The following is a 4,091-nucleotide window of genomic DNA, read 5'->3' on the forward strand; positions in this document are numbered from 1 at the left end:
GTGTCCAGGTCCGGGGCACCGGGCGGGTCGGGTCGGCCGTGGCGGCGGTGCTCTCGGCGGCCGGGGTGGGGCGGGTCGACGTGCTGGAGGGCGGCTTCGTCCAAGAGGGCGATGTGGCGCCGGGCGGGCTGCCGTACGCGTCCGTGGGGGAACGGAGGGACACGGCGGCCCGGCAGCTGGTGCGGCGGTCGGCACCGGGCCGGGCGCCGAGGGAGGCGGAGCGGGCGCGGTGGTCGGCCGGCGGGGAGCCGCCGCTGGCCCTGGTGGTCGTGACGCCGCGCGACGGCCTGGCGGTCCACGCGCCCGATCCGGTGGTGGCGGAGACGTGGATGTCCTCGGGGACCCCGCATCTGTACGCGGGTGTGATCGAGGCCACGGGGGTGGTGGGCCCGCTGGTGCTGCCGGGCGGTTCGGCGTGCGCGGGCTGCCTGGCCCTGGAGCGGGCGGACCGGGACCCGGGGTGGCCCCGGCTGCTGGCCCAGTGGCGGTCCGGGCGGGGGGCCACGGGGGCGCAGGCCTGCGACGTCGGACTGGCCACGACGGTGGCGGGGCTGGCGGCGGCGCACGCCTTGTCGTTCCTGGATGGTGAACTACCCGCCACGACGGGTGCACGATGGGAGGTGTCACTTCCCCAGCTCGACTGGCGGTCGCGGCGGACGGCACCCCATCCGGAGTGCCGCTGCGGGGCCGCCGGGAGACGCGAGGGGGAGCGCCTGGCGGAAGCCTTGCCACAGCAGGACACAATGACGGGGTAACCGACGTTCGCGGCACGGCTGTCTGGAGGGCTTGATGTCTGATCTTCCCCGGAAGGCGGTCACCCGCACCGCGAAGCTGGCGGCGCTGCCCATCGGTTTCGCGGGACGGGCCACCTGGGGCCTGGGCAGACGGATCGGCGGGAAATCCGCGGAGATCGTCTCCAAGGAGTTGCAGCAGCGCACTGCGGACCAGCTCTTCAAGGTCCTCGGGGAGCTGAAGGGCGGTGCGATGAAGTTCGGGCAGGCGCTGTCCGTCTTCGAGTCCGCGCTGCCCGAGGAGGTCGCCGGGCCGTACCGGGCGGCGCTCACCAAGCTCCAGGAGGCGGCGCCCCCGATGCCGAGCAGTACGGTGCACGCCGTGCTGGCCGAGCGGCTGGGCGAGGACTGGCGCGAGCTGTTCCTGGAGTTCGAGGAGAAGCCCGCGGCGGCGGCGTCGATCGGGCAGGTGCACCGCGCGGTGTGGCACGACGGCCGGGTCGTCGCGGTCAAGGTGCAGTATCCGGGGGCCGGGGAGGCCCTGCTGTCGGACCTGACCCAGCTGAGCCGGTTCGTCCGGCTGCTGGGCCCGCTGATCCCCGGCATGGACATGAAGCCGCTGATCAGCGAGATGCGCGACCGGGTCTCCGAGGAGCTGGACTACGCGCTGGAGGCCGAGTCGCAGCGGGAGCACGCGGCGGAGTTCGCGGACGATCCCGATGTGCTGGTGCCCGACGTGGTGCACCAGAGCGAGCAGGTGCTGGTCACCGAGTGGATCGACGGGAAGCCGCTGGCGGACGTGATCTCGGGTGGTTCCGCGGAGGAGCGGGACCGCGCCGGCCAGCTGCTGGCCCGCTTCCTCTTCTCGGGCCCGGCGCGTACGGGTCTGCTGCACGCGGACCCGCATCCGGGGAACTTCCGGCTGCTGCCCCCGGACGAGGGTGTGGAGGACGGCGAGTACCGGCTGGGGGTGCTCGACTTCGGGACGGTCGACCGGCTGCCCGGCGGGCTGCCCGACACCATCGGCTACGCGCTGCGGATGACGCTGGAGGGCGACGCGGAGGGGGTGTACGACCTGCTGCGCGAGGACGGGTTCGTCAAGGAGTCCATCGATCTCGACCCGGACGCGGTGCTGGACTATCTGCTGCCGATCATCGAGCCGGCCGCGGTGGACGAGTTCACGTTCACCCGGAGCTGGATGCGCAACCAGGCCGCGCGGATCGCCGATCCCCGGTCGCCCGCCCACCAGTTGGGCAGGCAGTTGAACCTGCCGCCGGCCTATCTGCTGATCCACCGCGTCACGCTGAGCACGATCGGTGTGCTCTGCCAGCTGAACGCGACGGTGCGGCTGCGGGACGAGCTGGAGGACTGGCTGCCCGGTTTCCTGCCGGACGAGGAAGAAGAGGACGGGGCGGACCAGACCTGACAAGACGACGGGGGGCCGGTCCTTGAGGACCGGCCCCCCGTTTTTCTGGGACTCACCGAGCACCGAGGTGCCGTGCGGCGGTGGGACGGTTACTGCATGACCGCCATGGCCAGCGCGCGGCGGGCGCGCATCGAGACGCGCTCGGCGCGGCGCTGCATCCGGCGGGCGGCGACCAGGCGCACGGCCCGGCGTTCCGCGTCGGCTTCGCGCAGGCGGTCCGCCATATGGACACGAGCCATGGCTTCTGGGATGAGTTGCATTTCGCGGGTCCTGTTCTGACGCGAGTCGTCCGCGTCGGTGCTGCTGCTGACGGCTGGGGCGGCGGAGCCGGTGGGCTCACGCAGGGAAGAGGTCATCGGAGCCTGCTTCTTGGGATCGTGCGTGTAGGGACGGTCGATGGTTCCGCTGATGGTCATGCCGCTGCGACCGGGTTCTTGCGCGGACGGCCGCGGGGCCGCTTGCGGGCCACGACCACGCCCTGGACGAAGAGCTCGCCACCCCAGACGCCCCAGGGCTCCCGGCGCTCCTTGGCCCCGGCGAGGCAGGCCTCGACCAGCGGGCAGGTGCGGCAGAGCGCCTTGGCGTACTCGACGTCGGCGGGGGACTCCGCGAAGAAGACCTCCGGGTCGTAGGCACGGCATGGAACGGGTACGCCGAGGTTCTCGATGGCGTCGTCGAGCGCGGTGAGCGCGGTGAGGGGGATCAAGGTGGAGTCCTCCGTGAGGCAGGGCGGGGGGATCGTTTCGGAAGGCGGTACGGACGGGGCGTGCGCTTCGAGTTGCACGGGGTGTGATTCCTCGTCTGGTCGTTCCGGCCGGTCGGCCGGGCTGCGGCTGGTACCTGTTGTTCTCAATCCCGAGGCCCCTTCGCTCCGCCCGTCCCGTTCGGGACAAACAGAAGGGCCGCGGATCCCGGGTGGGGTTCCGCGGCCCTGAAGGCGCCGGCCTGATGGTGGATCAGGCTGGATCACTCCAGGGTTCAGGCCCACGGAAGGCCCACATCTTGTGGTGCTGGGTCGTCTTGCTCGTCTGCCGTCCGGTCTCGGCACTGGCCGCCGCGTAGGTGTAGGCCTGGGCCTCCACCGCTGCCGCTCCTGCTTCCAGTGCCTCGATCGGTCGCTCATCGCGTGCCACCGGCCGGACGGGAAGACCCGCAAAGCCGACGGAGGGCACGACGGAGGAGACGCCGGGCAGACCATTGCCGTTCAGTTCGATACGCGACACGTCGAGCGAGCACACGGAGGCGACCAGCAGGCCGGTCATTTTGACGGTGCTGACAACCGAGCCTTCGGTGTTGACAACGGTGGTACCGGTCTTGGTCTCAAAAATCGTGGACACTGGAATCGCCTCCTCTCGGCGTCTCTGGGACCGGCCGGAGCCGGTCATGCGTATGGACAAGTAGAGCACGGGGAGAGAGCTTCGTGAAGCTCTCGTTCCCGTGGTTAAGAACCTATGGGGATTCCCGGGGCGGGCGCAAACTATTTTCCCGTCGATTTTCGCTCACGCGTCCTCCGCCCCGCCCGCAACCTCGCCACCTGCGCAGATGGCCAGAACATCGGCGCCGAACCGGTCCAGCTTGCGGCCGCCGACGCCGGCGATCCCGGTCAACTCCCCCTCGCTGCCCGGCACCGCCTCGGCGATCGCCATGAGGGTCTTGTCGGTGAAGACGCAATAGGCCGGCTGGCCCAGCAGCTTGGCCTGACCGGCGCGCCAGTCGCGCAGCCGCTCGTACAGCGCCTCGTCCATGTCCGACGGGCAGTCCTCGCAGCGCGTCAGCTTCATCTCGCCCGCGTCGGTGAGGGTCTTCCCGCACACCCGGCAGAGCACCGGGCCGCGCCGCTTGCGCCGCGCGCCCACAGCCCCGCTCACGCCCGCGCCCGCGCCGGCGCGCTCGAAGGACCCGCCCGCGGCAGGCGCCCCCGCGCGCCGGCTGCC

Annotated in this window: 6 protein-coding genes; 2 read left to right on the plus strand and 4 right to left on the minus strand. The window is 71.6% G+C overall.

Annotation, left to right across the window (positions count from 1 at the left end):
* The coding region (locus GT042_RS12195) for a TOMM precursor leader peptide-binding protein (protein ID WP_161308741.1) at positions 1-755 on the plus strand (755 nt) is incomplete at its 5' end.
* 34 nt (positions 756-789) lie between these two features.
* Complete coding sequence (locus GT042_RS12200) at positions 790-2,157, plus strand: AarF/ABC1/UbiB kinase family protein (RefSeq protein ID WP_161308742.1); 1,368 nt, start codon at positions 790-792, stop codon at positions 2,155-2,157.
* 89 nt (positions 2,158-2,246) lie between these two features.
* Here GT042_RS12200 and GT042_RS12205 read toward each other — a convergent pair whose 3' ends face one another.
* The 4 genes from GT042_RS12205 to GT042_RS12220 form a co-directional block, all read right to left on the minus strand.
* The gene (locus GT042_RS12205) at positions 2,247-2,573 is read right to left on the minus strand and encodes a hypothetical protein (RefSeq protein WP_161308743.1); all 327 of its coding nucleotides are present in this window, start codon (positions 2,571-2,573) and stop codon (positions 2,247-2,249) included.
* Positions 2,570-2,941 carry a WhiB family transcriptional regulator gene (locus tag GT042_RS12210; protein ID WP_161308744.1) on the minus strand — a complete coding sequence of 124 codons (372 nt, stop codon included), beginning with the start codon at positions 2,939-2,941 and terminating at the stop codon, positions 2,570-2,572. The genes GT042_RS12205 and GT042_RS12210 overlap by 4 nt, the downstream gene beginning before the upstream one ends.
* 172 nt (positions 2,942-3,113) lie before the next feature.
* Positions 3,114-3,419, minus strand: coding sequence for a hypothetical protein (locus GT042_RS12215; protein ID WP_161308745.1), 306 nt, complete (start codon positions 3,417-3,419; stop codon positions 3,114-3,116).
* Positions 3,420-3,656: 237 nt separating this feature from the next.
* The coding region (locus tag GT042_RS12220) for an HRDC domain-containing protein (protein WP_237530733.1) at positions 3,657-4,091 on the minus strand (435 nt) is incomplete at its 5' end.

Source organism: Streptomyces sp. SID3212 (assembly GCF_009865405.1).
GTDB lineage: Bacteria > Actinomycetota > Actinomycetes > Streptomycetales > Streptomycetaceae > Streptomyces.

Coding starts and splice junctions, on each gene's coding strand:
- GT042_RS12200 (WP_161308742.1), top strand. CDS start 790: ATGTCTGATCTTCCCCGGAAGGCGGTCACCCGCACCGCGAAGCTGGCG.
- GT042_RS12205 (WP_161308743.1), bottom strand. CDS start 2,573: ATGACCATCAGCGGAACCATCGACCGTCCCTACACGCACGATCCCAAG.
- GT042_RS12215 (WP_161308745.1), bottom strand. CDS start 3,419: ATGACCGGCCTGCTGGTCGCCTCCGTGTGCTCGCTCGACGTGTCGCGT.